Raw genomic sequence first — 16,678 nt, 5'->3', positions numbered from 1 at the left:
TCACATGAGTTATTTCTATGCTTGCGAAGGGCTCGCCGTTAGAGTAGGTATGTATACATATAGGATTAAAAAGCTGAAATTTCAGATGGTGAAATTGCAGTTAATTTAAATTTGGTTTATGTTGGAGTAAAGTTAAGATGGGCTTTTATATTAATGGTAGAGAGATTGGGAGAGAACATCCCCCCTATATTATAGCTGAACTCTCAGCTAATCATAACGGCTCTCTTGAACGCGCTTTCGAAACAATAAAAGCCGCTCGTGACAGTGGTGCTGATGCGATAAAAATGCAGACGTATACTGCAGATACTATGACTATTGATTCTGATCGCGAAGAGTTTATGATTCGTGGTGGCCTATGGGACGGGTATAAGCTCTATGAATTATACAAGTGGGCTGAAACCCCATATGATTGGCATAAAGCTATATTTGAGTATGCTGCTAGTATTGGTATAACTATATTTTCGACTCCTTTTGATGAGTCAGCGGTTGATCTTTTAGAGTCGCTCGGAACTCCAGCTTATAAAATCGCTTCGTTCGAAGCTACGGATTTGCCGTTGATTCGGTATGTTGCAAGCAAAGGGAAGCCTATTATCTTGTCAACAGGCATGTGCTCAATTGAAGAGATAAGAGAAGCAGTCTCAACAGTTTATGATGCTGGTTGTAAAGATTTGATTCTGCTTCATTGTATTAGCAGTTATCCTGCACCAATTGATCAAGCAAACTTACTACAAATGTCCTGTTTGGCAGAGCGTTTTAATACGGTTCCTGGCTTATCAGACCATACTTTAGGTACCACTGTTTCAGTTGCAGCTGTAGCTTTAGGTGCATGTGTTATTGAAAAGCATTTTACCCTTAACCGTTCTGAAAAAGGTCCTGATAGTGAGTTTTCCCTAGAACCTTTTGAGTTGAAGAGGTTGTGTCAAGAGACGTTTGACGCATGGTCCGCTTTAGGAACATCAAGTTTTGAGCGCCAAAAGTCCGAGGAGGGGAATAAAAAATTTCGACGATCAATTTATTTCGTCAAAGATCTAAAAAAAGGTGATGTAATTTCTACTACTAATATACGACGTATAAGACCAGGTGTAGGGCTTGCTCCCAAACATTTTGATCAGTTAATAGGTAAGCGATTAAAAAAAGATGTGACTTATGGAACGCCCGTTTGCTGGGATCTCATTGAAGAATAAAATTATTCTTATAGTAGCAACTCGCTCTCATGATGAAGCCACCTGAGTACGATGGGACAGTTGCTCGCCATGTGACAGAGGAAAAGGTTTTTCTATCTCTAGCTGATAGCGTGAGCTAGCTTTCATCAGCAAGTAGAAGCTGCTGATCTATGAAGGTGGCCGAGTTGGCTCAGCGTATATGAGGAGCCCCTGAAAGCTACTCTTTTAGATTCTTAGGTGTGTTGAGTTTGTATCCTTATCTTGAGTATTTAAGGATATATTTGTCAAATTTTTATTTTTGTGGTTGGAGTAAATCCTTGAAAGAAAGTTTAAAGCACATATTTTTCTTATTTGATAAGGTTTTTTCTACTCTTATAAGTTTTTTTTCTGTATTGCTTTTTTCAAGGCTGCTAGATTCGAAATGGCGTTTTCGAGAGGCGCGGACTGCTATAGTTTTAGGAAACGGCCCCTCATTAAAAAATGATATTAAAGAGTTAAAACAGTATGTCAATCGGGCCTCTGTTGATATCTGGGTGGTAAATAATTTTTGTTTTTCTAAAGAATTTTTTTACTTAAAGCCTGCTTTTTATGTGCTTGCAGATCCTAACTATTGGTTGCCAGTTGTTTCCCCGGAGGCTGATGCGTTGCGAAGCCGATTTATATTGGAAGTTAAGGGTAACGTCAATTGGCCTATGACAATTTTAATACCGCTTAGTGCTAAAGGCTCGAATTTTTGTAAAAAACTAAAAAGCTCTTTTATTTCTGTTGAGTTTTATAATTCTACCCCAGTGGCAGGAAGTTTAAGATTTTCTGGTTGGCTGATGCAGAAGCAGTTAGGTATGCCTGCTGCACTTAATGTTTTGATTGCGGCCCTTTCTCTGGCACTTTGTGCCTCGTACAAAAAAATTTATATCTTCGGGGCTGATCACTCATGGCATGAAGAGCTTTTTTTATCGAGTAATGGCGAAGCTTTAGTGAAGCAATATCATTTTTATGCTGAAGAAGTAAAGGCTAGACCTATATATCGACCTACTCAGGTATGCTTCACTGTCGGAGATATGTTTCTGCGCTGGGGGAAGGTTTTTAAAAATTATGAAGTCCTGCGTGGTTTTGCTGATATGCGAAAAGTTCATGTTATAAATGTTAGCTCAAAAAGCTATATTGATGCTTTTGAACGTTCTTCTATTTCTGATATTTATTTCAGGGATTTGTAAATTGGTATATCTTTATTATAGTTTGACGTTGTGGTTATTTTCTTGTGTTAGTTTTTACTTGAATTATGCATCGAGGCTGTTGTTTTTTATTTCAGCTTTTTTTGTATATTTCTTTTTTATAGGGCTTTCTTACAAGTCAGGGTCTGATTGGTATAATTATTTAGCTGATTATAATGCTGGGTGTGTTAACCCTAACTTTGAGCTTGGTTATAAGGCTGTTTGTTCTGGCTTTTCTTTTTTTGGTATTAATTATTGGTTTTTTTCTGCTTTTATTAAATGTTTTTATATTTCTGTGCTTGGATGGGTTCTTTGGCGAGCTAGGGGCGCGCCATTAGCTGCTTTTGTTCTTTATGTATTGTTATCTATAGTTTTTCTAGAAAATATGCTTAGGCAGCAGTTGGCTGCTGCGTTTGTTCTTTTAGCACTACTTTATATGCGGAAAGGAAATTTAGTCGCATTTTTTTTACTATTTTGTGCTTCTCTCTTTCACCTCAGTGCTTTAGTTTGCATTCCTGTAGTCTTTCTCTTTCGTTCGGCAGTTCTTCGCTCGTTTTTCCTCTCGCTTTCAATCCTGTTTTTCTTTTTCCAAAGTTTAAAAATTTTTAATTTTGCAAGCATAGCTGAATTTTTTCTGCCATATCTTTCAGGCTATAATTTTGCTGCTAGGGTTGTTCTTTATGTTGGCTTTGACCACTACCCAATGACATTGGGGCATCTGCTTCGTCTGGTGTTACTTTTACTATATAGTATTCTTTTTTATTTTTCCAGTAAAAGGGATTTAGAGGTGGACACTGAATATTGGCTAAGGTTGAGCTACTCTGCGGTATTGTTAATGTTTTTTTATGAAATGGTGTTTTATGATTTCGGTGTTTTCTGGATGCGAGTTCGGGAATTCTTTACGGTTTTTTTAGTGATTTTTCCATTTCTTCTGGCTCGCTATTTTAAGCCTCACTTATGGCTAGTAGTGTTTTTAACTGTCACTGCTTATTCGGTATATGTTTTTTACGGTTTGTTTTCATTGCCAGTTTTTGATTCTTTATATAAAGGCTACTCTAACTCTGCACTTCAGTTGATTTCTAGAGATATAGATTTTGACCGCCAGCGCGATATGGCTGTAGAAGAGTATTGGCTGAAATGGAAAGCAGGAGAGCTTCGGTGATTTTTGTTAATAAGGTGCGAGCATCAATAAAAAAAACTATAAAAGATAATTCCAGAATATATATCTTTTTGCGTGAAAGTTTGATGAGGTTTCGGGTTGCCAGGTTTGGCTGGCACTCGGTATCAGTTAAGGCCTGGGTGGTAGCGCGACAGCATTATATTTCTCGAGATTTGGTTTTGGGGGATTTCGGTTTTATTGGTCGTGACTGTACGATATACCCTCGTGTGCAGATTGGACGTTTTGCGTTAATTGCTCCTGAAGTTTCGATTCTAGGTGCGGATCACGAGTTTCAAAAGGTCGGCGTACCAATATGCTTTTCTGGTCGTGAGCCTTTACCTTATACATTTATTGGGGATGATGTTTGGATTGGAATGTCAGCCAAAATAATGGTTGGCACCAAAATAGGAAACGGTGCCATTATTGCTGCTGCCTCTGTTGTTACAAAAGACATTCCTGATTTCGCTATAGTTGCCGGAGTTCCCGCCAAAATCATTGGTTATCGTTTTGACTCAGAAGAGGAGCGTGCTCAGCATTTACGCGCCTTACATAAAATTAATAATTATGGCCAGTTAGTTCGAGACTTGTAAGGATTTCAATTTTTATGAAGAAAGCTCTTATCACCGGCATAACAGGCCAAGATGGTTCTTATTTGGCTGAGTTTTTATTAGAAAAAGGCTACGAAGTTCACGGTATTAAGCGCCGAGCTTCTCTTTTTAATACGCAGCGTGTTGATCATATTTATCAGGATCCTCATGTTGAAAATCAGCGCTTTGTACTGCACTACGGTGATCTGACTGATTCATCCAATCTGACCCGTATTATCAAAGAAGTACAACCTGATGAAGTATATAACCTCGGGGCGCAATCCCACGTGGCTGTGAGTTTCGAGTCGCCAGAATACACAGCAGATGTTGATGCTATGGGCACTTTACGGCTTTTAGAAGCGATCCGGCTTTTAGGCTTGGAAAAGAAGACACGCTTCTATCAAGCATCGACCTCCGAACTGTATGGCTTAGTACAGGAGACACCCCAAAAGGAGAGCACGCCTTTTTATCCCCGCTCTCCCTACGCGGTAGCTAAGTTATATGCCTATTGGATTACCGTGAATTATCGTGAAGCTTATGGGATGTATGCTTGTAATGGTGTGCTGTTCAACCATGAGTCCCCTCGACGTGGCGAAACCTTTGTAACTCGTAAGATTACTCGTGGCCTTTCTAATATTGCGCAAGGCTTGGAGTCGTGCCTGTATATGGGCAACTTGGGGGCATTGCGTGACTGGGGCCATGCTAAGGATTACGTTCGTATGCAGTGGATGATGCTCCAACAGGAAGAGCCTGAAGATTTTGTAATCGCGACTGGCGTGCAGTATTCCGTGCGTGACTTCATCCGTTGGTCAGCCAAAGAGCTGGGCATTACGCTACGCTTCGAGGGGAAGGATGTAGCCGAAACTGCAGTCGTCGAGACAGTAAGCGGTGATAACGCACCAGCAGTAAAAGTAGGCGATATTGTCGTGCGGGTTGATCCTCGGTATTTTCGCCCAGCTGAGGTGGAAACCTTATTAGGTGATCCGAGCAAGGCTAAAAGCAGGCTGGGTTGGGTGCCTGAAATTACCGTTCAGGATATGTGCGCAGAAATGGTTCGTGAAGATTTAAAAGTAGCCAAGCGGCACGCATTGCTTAAAGGGTTAGGGCACGAAATTCCTGTAAGCGTGGAGAACTGATTATGGATACGTTTTTACCACGTATTTTCGTAGCTGGCCATCGTGGCATGGTCGGCTCTGCAATTGTGCGCAAGCTTAAAGCCTTAGGTACTTGTGAAATCATAACGGCAGGGCGCGATCAGTTAGATCTATTGAACCAAAATACTGTGCGTTGTTTCATTGATGAGCAAAGGATAGACCAGATATACCTAGCGGCTGCCAAGGTGGGGGGTATCCACGCTAATAATATATATCCCGCCGATTTCATCTATGAAAATTTGATAATCGAAGCCAATGTTATTCATGCAGCACATCGATGTAATGTGCAAAAGCTATTATTTCTTGGTTCTTCGTGTATATATCCCAAATATGCCGAGCAGCCAATGCGTGAGGATGCTCTTTTGACTGGGACATTGGAGCCAACTAACGAGCCTTACGCAATTGCTAAAATTGCTGGTATCAAGCTATGTGAGAGCTATAACCGCCAATATGGTCGGGATTACCGAAGCGTGATGCCAACCAACTTATACGGCCCGTACGACAACTACCATTCAGAAAATAGCCATGTCATTCCAGCTCTGCTGCGTCGCTTCCATGAGGCAACACAGCGTGGCGACAATGAGGTCATCATCTGGGGCAGCGGTAATCCAATGCGAGAGTTCTTGCATGTCGATGATATGGCTGCTGCTAGTGTCCATGTTATGAATTTAGATCATGTGATTTATCAGGCTAACACGCAGCCAATGCTGTCTCACATTAACGTCGGTACCGGTCGTGACTGTACAATTCGTGAACTTGCCGTGACTATTGCTAAGGTGACAGGTTTTAAAGGGCAGTTAACATTCGACTCTACTAAGCCAGACGGTACACCGCGTAAATTAATGGACGTCTCTCGTTTGAATGCGTTGGGTTGGAAGGCTTCTATTGAACTTGAAGATGGCTTGCATGATACCTATCGTTGGTTCCTGGATAATATTGAAAGTGTACGAGGCTGATCTGCCACAAGTGCCGCTTTTCTCTTTTAGGAAGAAGTAATGCTTTATCCTGTAGTAATGGCTGGCGGCAGTGGTACACGGCTCTGGCCAATATCGCGTCAATTGAACCCTAAACAGTTTTTGTCATTTGGTAATGACAGTGCCACTCTGCTTCAGGCGACGCTGCTCCGGCTCGATGGGCTTGCTATAGAGGCTCCATTAATTATTTGCAATGAACAACATCGTTTTCTAGCAGCTGAGCAGTTGCGGCAAATTAACATTGATAATGCCACTATTATCCTCGAGCCTTGCGGACGTAATACCGCACCTGCTATTGCCTTAGCGGCACTGTGCCTAGCTCAGCAGAATCCAAACGCCATGATGTTAGTGTTAGCAGCGGATCATATGATCATGGACGCGAATGCTTTTCAGCAGGCAGTTGTGAGGGCAGAAAGTCTGGCGCGCGATGGCCTATTAGTTACCTTTGGCGTTGTGCCTAGCTATCCTGAAACCAGATATGGGTATATCGAGCGGGGCGATATACTGGATGATAATGGCTTTTTCGTACGCCGTTTCGTTGAAAAGCCTGACCTTGTCAAGGCGAAGTCTTATGTCGAAGACGGGAACTACCTTTGGAATAGCGGCATATTTATGTTCAGTGCCGGTCGTTATCTAGAAGAGCTGGAGCTACTACAGCCGCGTATATTAGCTGCGTGTCAGCGTGCCCTTCTTCAAGGGTGTTGTGATCTCGATTTTATTCGGATTGATGAAGAGGCATTTGCTGAATGTCCAGGCGAATCTATTGATTATGCGGTTATGGAGCAAACATCTGCAGCTGCAGTAGTACCGCTGGATGCAGGCTGGAGCGATGTTGGATCCTGGTCGGCGCTGTGGGCAATATACGAAAAAGACAAAAAAGGGAATGTCTTACAGGGTGACACGCTCGCTCAAGACTGTCATAACACTTACATTAGTTCTGATAGTCGTCTTGTTGCAGCATTAGGTGTATCAGATCTTGTGGTAGTCGAGACTAAAGATGCAGTGCTTGTTGCGCATAAGGACCATACGCAGGATCTGGAGAAAATTGTTGAGCATCTTAAAAATGATAAGCGACACGAGCATCTAAACCATTGTGAAGTACATCGACCTTGGGGAAGTTATGACGCTGTAGCCCAAGGTAAGCGTTATCAAGTAAAGCGCATCACTGTTAAGCCTGGAGCCAGACTGTCTTTACAAAAACACCACCATAGAGCCGAGCACTGGGTCGTGGTAAGCGGCTTGGCACGAGTTACTGTTGGTAAAAGGACAATGTTGCTAACCGAAAATCAGTCAACATATATTCCTGTCGGCGAAATACATTGTCTAGAAAATCCTGGAAAAATTCCGTTGGAATTAATTGAGGTTCAGTCAGGCTCATATTTAGGGGAAGATGATATTGTTCGTTTGGAGGATGTTTATGGTCGTATATGATTGGGCGAAGCAATGAAAGTTTCTATCATTACGGTCTGCTTCAATAGTGCTGAAACTATCAAGGATACAATCGAGTCCGTCCTTTCTCAAAATTATTCTGATATTGAATATATTGTTATAGACGGTGGGTCTCGTGACGACACCTTATACATTATAAAGCAATATGAAGATCGTATCGCAAGCATTATTTCCGAGCCGGACAAAGGTATTTATGATGCAATGAATAAAGGCATCAGGGCCTGCACCGGTGAAATTGTCGGTATACTAAATTCAGACGATTTCTACGAAAGTCATGATGCAATATCACAGGTAGTTAATGTGTTTCGAGTAACGCCTGCCGCTGATATTGTTTTTGGAGATGTTGTGTTTGTAATGCCTGAGAATCTAAAACGAATTGTACGGTTTTACGGTGCGGCTCATTTTAAACCGTGGAAGCTGCGTTTTGGTTGGATGCCCCCACATCCGGCCACGTTTATCCGAAAGTGCGCTTATGACATAGCTGGCGAGTATTCTTTAGATCTTCGAATATCGGCTGATTATGAAATGTTTGTAAGGTTGCTGTTGGTAAATAAGCTTTCTTGGACTCGCATAGATGCAGTACTAGTGCGAATGCGTGCCGGTGGTATTAGTACGTCTGGCCTTAGAAGTAGTGTTCGGTTAAATCGAGAGATTGTGGATGCCTGTCGGCGGAATGGCATTTACACCAATCTTTTAATGGTCCTTTCTAAAATGCCGTTCAAGCTACTGGAGTTAATGCGTCGTCCTAAAGGAAACACGGAATGAGGCGGGTTCTAGTAACAGGTGCCAGCGGGTTTATTGGGTCAGCAGTCCTTGAAGAGCTTGAGCGAGCAGGAAAATATCAACCAATAGCACTTATTCGTAACCCAGTAAGAAATTCTATAAACATAGAATCAATTTATGCGGAAAATCTGCTGAGCTTGACGGCGATTGACCTACAGAGCTTTGACGCAATTATCCACTGCGGTGCTCGAGTACACATCATGCAGGATAAGGCAGCCGATCCCCTGGCTGAATTCCGTAAGGCTAACGTAGAAGCAACGTTACATCTGGCACAAAAGGCTAGCAGGGCGGGGGTGCGGCGATTTATTTTTCTTAGCTCTATCAAGGTGAATGGGGATGGACCGACAGATGAAAGTCCTTATAGAGCAGATGATATGCCTAACCCTGCTGACCCCTATGGCCTCTCTAAAATGGAGGCTGAAGCCGGCTTGAAAGCTATAGCGGAAGCTACTGATTTAGAAGTTGTTGTCATCCGGCCCGTCTTGGTATACGGGCCAGGGGTAAAAGCAAATTTTCATAGCATGATGCTATGGCTTAATCGGTGTATCCCGCTACCCCTTGGATCTGTTCATAACAAGCGTAGTCTTGTTGCACTGGATAATTTAGTAGACCTTATTGCTACTTGCATTGATCATCCTGCTGCAGCAAACCAGACCTTTTTGGTAAGCGATGATGAGGATCTTTCTACATCATGTCTGTTGCGACGCTTAGCAAAAGCACTAAACAAGCCAGCTTGGTTGGTCCCAGTTCCTGAGGCTTTTCTTGAATTTAGCGCTAGAGCTCTTGGTAAAAGGGCCGTAGCGCAACGTCTTTGCGGTTCATTACAGGTTGACATCAGTAAAACAAAAGACCTACTACAATGGTCGCCTATAATTTCAGTTGACAAGGCTTTAAAAAAAACGGCAGAACGCTTTCTGGAGAAACACAGTTGATGCCGTAAAAAAGAATGGGCTAAGTGCCATTTGGTAGCGCTAAAGAATGATAATTGATTGAGGGCTTAATGAAATTTCTGTGGTTATCGCTGATGACATGTAGCGCCTCCTGGCTATTGACTGGTGGACTACGTCGTTATGCTCTGGCGCGTAGCATTATAGATATACCCAATGCGCGAAGCTCCCATTCGGTACCTACGCCACGAGGTGGAGGGATAGCGATTGTAATAGCCTCTTTATTGGCTGTAGTCGTGCTTTGGTTTTTAAACGTTATCTCTAGGGACTTATCGCTGGGCTTATTGGGGGCAGGAGCAGGGATTGCCGTTCTTGGGTTTTTCGACGACCACGGGCACATTGCTGCACGCTGGCGCTTATTAGGACATTTTGCTGGATCTTTATGGTTGTTATTCTGGTTAGGGGGAGTGCCGCCATTAGAGCTGTTCGGTTGGGCTGTAGATTTAGGAGCGTTTGGATACGTAATTGGCGTGCTTTATTTGGTTTGGCTACTGAATTTATATAATTTCATGGACGGTATTGATGGCATCGCAAGCGTGGAAGCTATCTGTGTTTGTCTTGGCGGGGTTCTGCTAACAATTCTTTCACATAGTAATAGCGAGCCAGCTTGGATACTACCGTTTGTCCTGGCCGCGGCAGTAGTCGGGTTCTTAGCATGGAATTTTCCGCCTGCAAAGATTTTCATGGGCGACGCGGGGAGCGGCTTTCTTGGTATTATGCTCGGTGCTTTATCTTTACAAGCCGGTTGGCTTGATTCCCAATGGCTTTGGAGTTGGCTGATCTTGCTAGGTGTCTTCATTGTTGATGCAACCTATACCTTATTTCGCCGACTTTTACGTGGTGACAAAATCTATGAGGCGCATCGGAGCCATGCCTACCAATACGCTTCCCGCCTCTATGGACGTCATCTACCTGTTACGACTGCAGTACTCCTTATCAACATATTGTGGCTTACTCCAATCGCTCTTGCTGCTGGGCTAGGCCATGTTGAGGGTTTAATAGGACTGGTCTTAGCTTACCTACCTTTGGTAGTGCTTGCTATTAAGTATCGTGCAGGTGGGCAAGAAGGCGAAGCATTAATTTAGATGGCTTCAAACCGTTGAGACTATGCTGTCGGTTAGTTGAGTGGAATGAGGAGTTGAGCAGTTCAGAAAAGATAAAAAGGCAAACAGAAGGCTGTAAAAAGTCATTACTATGCTGGGCTTGGGAGAAGGGTTGAAAGTTGATATATAATCTTAATAATAAGTATTGCACTTTGCTTGTTTCGCTCTTAGTTAAGAGTAGTATCTGTTAAAATAGTGGGTTGTGTAATAGGCGTGTCGGCTAAAATATTAGTGGATATGTTTGTAATGTAGGTCTATGCACCGTCTGACGAATTGATGAAGGACGAAAAGCGCTGTGTTCAATCAAAAGCCAAAATTAAGGGAGCTACTCGTTAAGTTGCCGCGGCGGCAAAAGCGAGTAATTCAAATTGCAGCAGACTTAGTACTTATTTGGCTTGCGCTTTGGTTGGCTTTTTATATTCGTCTTGGATCATCGAAAATGATCGAGCCTTTTGATGGGCATGCCTGGCTTTTTGGCATTACACCAATTGTATGCATTCCCTTCTTCATCCGTTTCGGAATGTATCGTGCAGTGATGCGCTATTTGGGAAACGATGCGCTAATAGCTATTGCTAAAGCCGTTACTCTATCAGTGTTGGTCTTGTCACTGATCATTTATTGGTATCAAAGCAAGCCGGAAGTAGTGCCTCGATCAATGGTATTCAATTTTTGGTGGTTAAGCCTATTTATGATTGGTGGGCTGCGTCTGTCTATGCGACAGTATTTCTTGGGTGATTGGTATATCGCATTGACAAGCGTACCCTTCATGCGTCAGCAAAAAGGATTACCCCGAGTTGCTATTTACGGTGCCGGCTCGGCGGGGAATCAGCTAGTTGCAGCGCTGCGTGCTGGCCGAGCGATGCGTCCAGTGGCTTTCATTGACGATGACAAAAGTATTGCATGTCGCGTAATCGCTGGGTTAAAGGTATATAGCCCTAAACATATTCAACAAATGATAAATGAAACGGGGGCGGAAGAAGTTCTGCTTGCAATCCCATCTTCAACACGCGCTCGGCGAAGGGAAGTATTGGCCCAGCTTGAGCCGTTTCCGCTGCATGTTCGCACTGTTCCGGGTATTAATGACCTAGCCAGCGGTAAAGTTAAGGTTGATGATATTCAAGAGGTGGATATTGCAGACCTGCTTGGTCGTGATCAAGTAGCACCTCGGCAGGAACTGTTTGAACGGTGTATTCGTGATCAGGTGGTACTGGTTACAGGGGCGGGTGGTTCGATTGGCTCGGAATTATGTCGCCAGATTTTAGGGCAAGGGCCTGTATCATTACTTTTGTTTGAACATTCCGAGTTCAACCTTTACAGCATTCATCGTGAATTAGAACAGGCTATTGAGAGAGAATCTTTACCCGTCAATCTTATTCCCGTTTTAGGATCAATCCGTAACGCTGAGCATTTTTCACACGTTTTAAAAATATGGAAGGTCAATACTATTTATCATGCAGCTGCTTATAAGCATGTGCCAATGGTCGAGCACAATATTGCAGAGGGTGTGCTTAATAATGTGCTCGGTACACTTAATACAGCGCAGGCTGCTATCCGGGCGGGCGTAGAGCATTTCGTGCTTATTTCAACTGACAAAGCGGTGCGCCCAACAAATGTAATGGGTAGTACTAAGCGGTTGGCTGAGATGGTACTGCAAGCGCTAAGCCAGGAACCTGCACCAGTACTTTATGGTGATAAGGCAGGCGTACACCGACTCAATGCAACGCGATTCACTATGGTCCGCTTCGGTAATGTGCTTGGATCATCAGGTTCGGTTATCCCACTGTTCCGAACTCAGATTCATAAGGGCGGACCAGTCACCGTTACTCATCCCAATATCACTCGCTTCTTTATGACGATTCCAGAGGCGGCTCAACTGGTCATCCAAGCGGGCTCAATGGGGGAAGGAGGGGATGTGTTTGTGCTAGATATGGGCGAACCTGTCAGGATCGTAAAGCTGGCTGAAAAGATGATTAATTTATCAGGTATGACTGTACGCTCGGAAAAGAACCCTCATGGGGATATAGCTATCGAGTTTACAGGGTTAAGGCCAGGCGAGAAGCTTTATGAAGAGCTGTTGATTGGTGACAATGTCAGTCCTACCGACCATCCTATGATTATGCGTGCAAATGAGAGTTATGTTCCTTGGGAAGAGTACAAGCTGGTTTTGACTGAGCTTACGGCTGCAGTAGCGCGTGATGATTATCCACGTGTGCGCCAATTGCTTCGTGAAACGGTAGATGGTTATGTTCCAGAAGGGGATCTTGTAGACTGGATACATCTCCAGCGTCGGCATGATGCTTGATTCAGGCTATTCTTAATTTCTTAAGTTCTCCTATCTTGTAGGCTTTCACGTCTACCTGTCGTTTTTTGACCCTGTCCACATTAACCTTCTAGCTTTTCCTAGGCTTGGAACTTTTTCTCATCAAAGCTGTTTAACTCGAGTCTTCGTCGCAACACAAAGCAGTGACGAGTCATGCAGTACGTTGTTGCTGTGTAATGATGCCGCTTGCAGGCTGCGAAAAGCTCGGGTCGGTAAGTTTTCCATTGTGTTTTTCTGCAGCTAGTTCTCTATGGGATCTATCGTGCGGGAAGTTTAACTATCAGGCAGGTTCAGGATGAAAGTTCTGGTAACAGGTGGTGCGGGATTCATTGGGTCTGCAGTGGTCCGCTTTCTAATCAATGAAACCGATTGTCACGTTGCTAACATTGATAAGCTGACTTATGCAGGCAATGTGGAGTCTTTGAGCGAAGTCTCAACGTCCGATCGGTACGAATTTCATCAGGTCGACATCTGCGATAAGACTGCTCTAGAAATAGTATTTACCTCTTTTAAACCAGATGCAGTAATGCATTTGGCTGCTGAATCTCACGTTGATCGCTCCATTGAGGGGCCAGCTGAGTTCATTCGTACCAATGTACTTGGTACGGGCACATTGCTTGAGGTAGCCCGTGCCTATTGGTCTGGTCTTGAGGGCGGAGCCAAGCAAGCATTCCGTTTCCATCATATCTCTACCGATGAGGTATTTGGTGACCTGCACGGTACGGATGACTTGTTTACCGAAACGACACCTTATGCGCCAAGCTCTCCCTATTCAGCCAGCAAGGCGGGCAGTGATCATCTGGTACGCGCATGGGGACGCACCTATGGATTGCCGGTGCTGATCACTAATTGCTCGAATAACTATGGACCGTTCCACTTCCCGGAGAAGTTGATTCCCCACGTTATTCTGAACGCCATACATGGCAAGCAGTTACCCGTATATGGTGACGGCTCGCAGATCCGCGATTGGCTATTCGTTGAAGACCATGCCCGTGCGCTCTACGCCGTTGTAACCAAAGGTGTTGTAGGTGAGACCTATAATATTGGCGGACATAACGAAAAGCGTAACCTGGAAGTGGTAGAAGCTATTTGTGATTTGCTCGAAGAGTTGGCGCCTGAGAAGCCAGCTGGTATCACAGCCTACCGCGACTTGATTACCTTCGTGAAAGATCGCCCAGGCCATGACCTGCGCTATGCAATTGATGCCAGCAAGATTGAGTCGGAGCTTGGTTGGGTTCCGCAGGAAAGCTTTGAAACAGGGCTTCGCAAGACAGTCCAGTGGTACCTCAACAACCGTTCCTGGTGGCAGCGCGTTCTTTCTGGTGCTTACCGTCTCGAGCGATTGGGTGAAGCTGTTTAATTTTCAGCCAGGGTTAATTTGTATTTAGATCCTTAAGCCTATCGATTGAGAGGGACGCGTAATGAAAAAGTATAAAGGGATATTATTGGCGGGCGGTTCGGGTACCCGTTTGCATCCCATCACACTAGGTGTTTCTAAGCAGTCTCTGCCTGTCTATGACAAGCCGATGATTTACTACCCATTGTCTGTACTGATGCTGGCAGGTATTCAGGAAATACTAATTATTTCCACACCAACGGACTTGCCAGGTTTTCAGCGTATGCTTGGCGATGGCAGCCAGTTTGGCATCAAGCTGAGTTACGCCGAGCAGCCAAGCCCTGATGGATTGGCTCAGGCGTTCATTATCGGCGCTGATTTTGTGGGTGACGATAATGTTTGTTTGGTCCTCGGCGATAACATCTTCTATGGTCAAAGCTTTACTCAGACATTGGTAAGTGCCTCGACACGTGAACAGGGCGCAACGGTATTTGGTTATTACACGGCTGATCCAGAGCGTTTCGGTGTCGTTGAATTCGATGAAAATGGCAAGGCCATCAGTATCGAGGAGAAGCCTAAAAAGCCTAAGTCCAACTATGCAGTGACTGGTCTTTACTTCTACGATAACGACGTACTTGAGATTGCAGCCAATATCAAGCCGTCACCGCGCGGTGAGCTTGAAATTACCGATGTCAATAATGAGTATTTGCGTCGCGGCGATCTGAATGTTTCCGTTCTTGGCCGCGGCTTCGCTTGGCTTGATACCGGGACTCATGATGCGTTGCTAGAGGCTGGGCATTTTGTCCAGACCATTGAAAAGCGTCAGGGTCTCAAGGTTGCTTGCCTTGAAGAGATTGCCTTTCAGAAGGGGTGGGTTACTCGCGAGCAGGTAGCACTGCAGGCCGAGGCCTTGAGCAAGACAGGCTATGGTCAATATCTGGCCCGCTTGATTGCAGGAGATCGATGATGGAAGTGATCGATACGATCATTGCAGACGTAAAGATCATTCAACCGCGAGTCTTTGGCGACTCGCGGGGATTCTTTCTAGAAACGTTTCAAGCCGATCGCTATGCAGAGCTGGCTGGCATAACATTGCCTTTTGTGCAGGACAATCATTCACGCTCAACGCGAGGTGTATTACGTGGCCTGCATTTTCAGCGCAGCCGTCCGCAAGGCAAGCTCGTTCGTTGCGTAAAGGGCGAAGTGTTGGATGTGGCTGTTGATATCCGCCAAGACTCGCCTACGTTTGGTCGCTGGGTTGCGGAAATCCTTTCTGAGGACAACAAGCGGCAGCTTTGGATCCCGCCAGGGCTTGCTCATGGTTTCGTTGTACTTTCTGAGACAGCGGATTTTGAATACAAATGTACTGACTATTATGATCCTTCCGCCGAGGGATGCTTGATCTGGAATGATCCTGATCTGGGTATTGACTGGAAGATCTCTGATCCTCAGTTGTCAGCCAAGGATGCTCAAGGCCTACGCTTGGTGGAGCTTTATAAATGAGAGTCATGGTCGCAGGGGGAAATGGTCAGGTAGGACAATGCCTGATTGATCGCTTGAAGCGCAGTGACTTGGCGTGGGAAGCGCATGGTCGTGCCACGTTGGACATTGCAGATGAGCGCTCTGTGGCCGAGCACCTGCAGCGTTTCAAACCATCTGTGCTGATAAACGCTGCAGCCTATACCTCAGTGGACAAGGCGGAAATGGAGCCTGATGTAGCGGCACGCGCTAATATCAAGGGTCCTGCTACGTTAGCCAAGCTTTGCCATGAGCACGGCTGTTCGATATTACATATTTCTACCGACTATGTATTTTCGGGTGATGCTTCTGTTCCATATACACCTGATGACCCCGTGGGGCCGTCAGGTGTATATGGGGCGACCAAGTTGGAAGGTGAGTACCGTATTCAGGATGCCTGTCCGAATCATGTCATCATGAGAACGGCTTGGGTGTTTAGCGAGCATGGAAATAACTTCATGAAAACCATGCTCCGCCTGGCCTCGGAGCGAGACAAGCTACAGGTGGTGGACGACCAGCAAGGGACGCCCACTTACGCAGGGCATATTGCCGATGCTTTACTGTTGGTGGCTCATCGTATCGCTACTATTGATGACTCCCAGTTATTTGGTCTCTATCACTATGGGGGCAGCGATGCTGTTACCTGGTGTGGGTTCGCGCGGTATATTCTTGATGTTGCGCTTGAGAAGGGAATTATCAATAAGCTTCCCAAGGTAAACGGGATTACGACAGCTGATTTTCCTACCCCAGCGCGTCGTCCTTCCTATTCGGTACTAGACAGCACGCTACTCAAGAAACGGTTTGGTGTTGACCCGAGCGATTGGAAGACAGGGGTTAATGACTCCCTTAATGCATTAATAGCTGTAACTGCTGCTCACGCAAAGAATGCACCCAATCAGGTAAGTGCGTAACGTTAATAATGTGATGCTGCCAGTAGTTAGCCTTTCTGATAAGGCGTGAGTGGTTGGTAGCAT

Annotated in this window: 15 protein-coding genes; all 15 read left to right on the top strand. The window is 44.8% G+C overall.

Annotated elements, in window-relative coordinates:
- The first annotated feature begins 137 nt into the window (after nt 1–137).
- The 15 genes from pseI to rfbD all read left to right on the top strand — a co-directional run bounded on the left by pseI (nt 138) and on the right by rfbD (nt 16,615).
- On the top strand, nt 138–1,184 hold the full coding sequence (pseI, locus tag JQR86_RS11490) for a pseudaminic acid synthase (protein ID WP_434153613.1): 1,047 nt from the start codon (nt 138–140) through the stop codon (nt 1,182–1,184).
- A gap of 296 nt (nt 1,185–1,480) precedes the next feature.
- A complete protein-coding gene (locus JQR86_RS11485; protein ID WP_434153612.1) occupies nt 1,481–2,377 on the top strand; it encodes a hypothetical protein in 897 nt (298 codons plus the stop codon).
- A 79-nt stretch (nt 2,378–2,456) separates the two neighbouring features.
- Nucleotides 2,457–3,536, top strand: coding sequence for an EpsG family protein (locus JQR86_RS11480; protein ID WP_434153611.1), 1,080 nt, complete (start codon nt 2,457–2,459; stop codon nt 3,534–3,536).
- Nucleotides 3,533–4,123, top strand: coding sequence for a DapH/DapD/GlmU-related protein (locus JQR86_RS11475; RefSeq protein ID WP_434153610.1), 591 nt, complete (start codon nt 3,533–3,535; stop codon nt 4,121–4,123). The genes JQR86_RS11480 and JQR86_RS11475 overlap by 4 nt, the downstream gene beginning before the upstream one ends.
- 14 nt (nt 4,124–4,137) lie before the next feature.
- Nucleotides 4,138–5,256 (top strand): GDP-mannose 4,6-dehydratase, encoded by a 1,119-nt coding sequence (gmd, locus tag JQR86_RS11470; RefSeq protein WP_434153609.1) that lies wholly within the window; start codon nt 4,138–4,140, stop codon nt 5,254–5,256.
- Between the two features lie 2 nt (nt 5,257–5,258).
- Complete coding sequence (gene fcl, locus JQR86_RS11465; RefSeq protein WP_434153608.1) at nt 5,259–6,230, top strand: GDP-L-fucose synthase; 972 nt, start codon at nt 5,259–5,261, stop codon at nt 6,228–6,230.
- Nucleotides 6,231–6,269: 39 nt separating this feature from the next.
- Entirely contained in the window at nt 6,270–7,679 is a 1,410-nt protein-coding gene (locus tag JQR86_RS11460; protein ID WP_434153606.1) for a mannose-1-phosphate guanylyltransferase/mannose-6-phosphate isomerase, read from the top strand.
- 12 nt (nt 7,680–7,691) lie between these two features.
- The gene (locus tag JQR86_RS11455; protein WP_434153605.1) at nt 7,692–8,462 is read left to right on the top strand and encodes a glycosyltransferase family 2 protein; all 771 of its coding nucleotides are present in this window, start codon (nt 7,692–7,694) and stop codon (nt 8,460–8,462) included.
- On the top strand, nt 8,459–9,412 hold the full coding sequence (locus tag JQR86_RS11450) for a UDP-glucose 4-epimerase family protein (RefSeq protein WP_434153604.1): 954 nt from the start codon (nt 8,459–8,461) through the stop codon (nt 9,410–9,412). Before JQR86_RS11455 ends, JQR86_RS11450 begins: the two co-directional genes overlap by 4 nt.
- A gap of 68 nt (nt 9,413–9,480) precedes the next feature.
- Nucleotides 9,481–10,512: an MraY family glycosyltransferase gene (locus tag JQR86_RS11445; protein ID WP_434153603.1), complete on the top strand. Its 1,032-nt coding sequence runs from the start codon at nt 9,481–9,483 to the stop codon at nt 10,510–10,512.
- 313 nt (nt 10,513–10,825) lie between these two features.
- On the top strand, nt 10,826–12,832 hold the full coding sequence (locus tag JQR86_RS11440) for a polysaccharide biosynthesis protein (protein ID WP_434153602.1): 2,007 nt from the start codon (nt 10,826–10,828) through the stop codon (nt 12,830–12,832).
- 313 nt (nt 12,833–13,145) lie between these two features.
- Complete coding sequence (gene rfbB, locus JQR86_RS11435; protein ID WP_434153601.1) at nt 13,146–14,210, top strand: dTDP-glucose 4,6-dehydratase; 1,065 nt, start codon at nt 13,146–13,148, stop codon at nt 14,208–14,210.
- Between the two features lie 61 nt (nt 14,211–14,271).
- Nucleotides 14,272–15,153: a glucose-1-phosphate thymidylyltransferase RfbA gene (rfbA, locus tag JQR86_RS11430; RefSeq protein ID WP_019365157.1), complete on the top strand. Its 882-nt coding sequence runs from the start codon at nt 14,272–14,274 to the stop codon at nt 15,151–15,153.
- Nucleotides 15,153–15,689, top strand: coding sequence for a dTDP-4-dehydrorhamnose 3,5-epimerase (gene rfbC, locus JQR86_RS11425; RefSeq protein WP_010797915.1), 537 nt, complete (start codon nt 15,153–15,155; stop codon nt 15,687–15,689). The genes rfbA and rfbC overlap by 1 nt, the downstream gene beginning before the upstream one ends.
- Nucleotides 15,686–16,615 (top strand): dTDP-4-dehydrorhamnose reductase, encoded by a 930-nt coding sequence (gene rfbD / locus JQR86_RS11420; RefSeq protein WP_434153600.1) that lies wholly within the window; start codon nt 15,686–15,688, stop codon nt 16,613–16,615. Before rfbC ends, rfbD begins: the two co-directional genes overlap by 4 nt.
- Nucleotides 16,616–16,678 lie beyond the last annotated feature (63 nt).

Origin of the sequence: Pseudomonas sp. JZ134 (assembly GCF_051027695.1) — a bacterium.
Taxonomy (GTDB): Bacteria; Pseudomonadota; Gammaproteobacteria; order Pseudomonadales; family Pseudomonadaceae; genus Chryseomonas; species Chryseomonas luteola.
Note: the sequence above shows the minus strand (reverse complement) of the source record. Positions and strands in the feature narration are given on the sequence as shown.

Coding starts and splice junctions, on each gene's coding strand:
- pseI (WP_434153613.1), top strand. CDS start 138: ATGGGCTTTTATATTAATGGTAGAGAGATTGGGAGAGAACATCCCCCC.
- gmd (WP_434153609.1), top strand. CDS start 4,138: ATGAAGAAAGCTCTTATCACCGGCATAACAGGCCAAGATGGTTCTTAT.
- fcl (WP_434153608.1), top strand. CDS start 5,259: ATGGATACGTTTTTACCACGTATTTTCGTAGCTGGCCATCGTGGCATG.
- JQR86_RS11460 (WP_434153606.1), top strand. CDS start 6,270: ATGCTTTATCCTGTAGTAATGGCTGGCGGCAGTGGTACACGGCTCTGG.
- JQR86_RS11455 (WP_434153605.1), top strand. CDS start 7,692: ATGAAAGTTTCTATCATTACGGTCTGCTTCAATAGTGCTGAAACTATC.
- JQR86_RS11450 (WP_434153604.1), top strand. CDS start 8,459: ATGAGGCGGGTTCTAGTAACAGGTGCCAGCGGGTTTATTGGGTCAGCA.
- JQR86_RS11445 (WP_434153603.1), top strand. CDS start 9,481: ATGAAATTTCTGTGGTTATCGCTGATGACATGTAGCGCCTCCTGGCTA.
- rfbB (WP_434153601.1), top strand. CDS start 13,146: ATGAAAGTTCTGGTAACAGGTGGTGCGGGATTCATTGGGTCTGCAGTG.
- rfbA (WP_019365157.1), top strand. CDS start 14,272: ATGAAAAAGTATAAAGGGATATTATTGGCGGGCGGTTCGGGTACCCGT.
- rfbC (WP_010797915.1), top strand. CDS start 15,153: ATGGAAGTGATCGATACGATCATTGCAGACGTAAAGATCATTCAACCG.
- rfbD (WP_434153600.1), top strand. CDS start 15,686: ATGAGAGTCATGGTCGCAGGGGGAAATGGTCAGGTAGGACAATGCCTG.